Genomic DNA, 401 nt, shown 5'->3' with positions numbered 1-401 from the left:
ACAGGTCGCCAAGGATATTAAAGCCAAGAAGCCTGTGGTCTTCTTAGGCTGGGAACCGCATCCGATGAACTCGCGCTTTGATATGCGCTATCTCGAAGGCGGCGATGAGTTCTTTGGTCCGAACCTCGGCGGTGCAAAAGTCGAAACCAATGTCTGGAACGGCTACACCGAGCAATGCCCGAATGTCGGAAAATTCCTGACCAATCTTGAGTTCACCCTTGAAATGGAAAACCAGATCATGGGTCAAATTCTTGACGATGGTGAAGATCCGGCAAAAGCAGCAACCGCATGGATCAAGGCCAATCCGGATGCCCTCAACCCGTGGCTGAAAGACGTTACCACACTGGATGGCAAAGACGGACTGGCAACTGTGAAAGCAGCTTTCGGCCTTTAAATATTAC

The 401-nt window shown here is 50.6% G+C and carries 1 protein-coding gene; it reads left to right on the top strand.

Going from position 1 to position 401, the window contains the following annotated elements; translation table 11 throughout:
• Positions 1–394: glycine betaine ABC transporter substrate-binding protein (locus tag HBA93_RS19020; protein ID WP_286202065.1), on the top strand; the 394-nt coding region annotated here is incomplete at its 5' end.
• Positions 395–401: the final 7 nt, after the last annotated feature.

This window comes from Ochrobactrum sp. SFR4 (genome assembly GCF_019730395.1).
Classification (GTDB): domain Bacteria; phylum Pseudomonadota; class Alphaproteobacteria; order Rhizobiales; family Rhizobiaceae; genus Pseudochrobactrum.
Note: the sequence above shows the minus strand (reverse complement) of the source record. Positions and strands in the feature narration are given on the sequence as shown.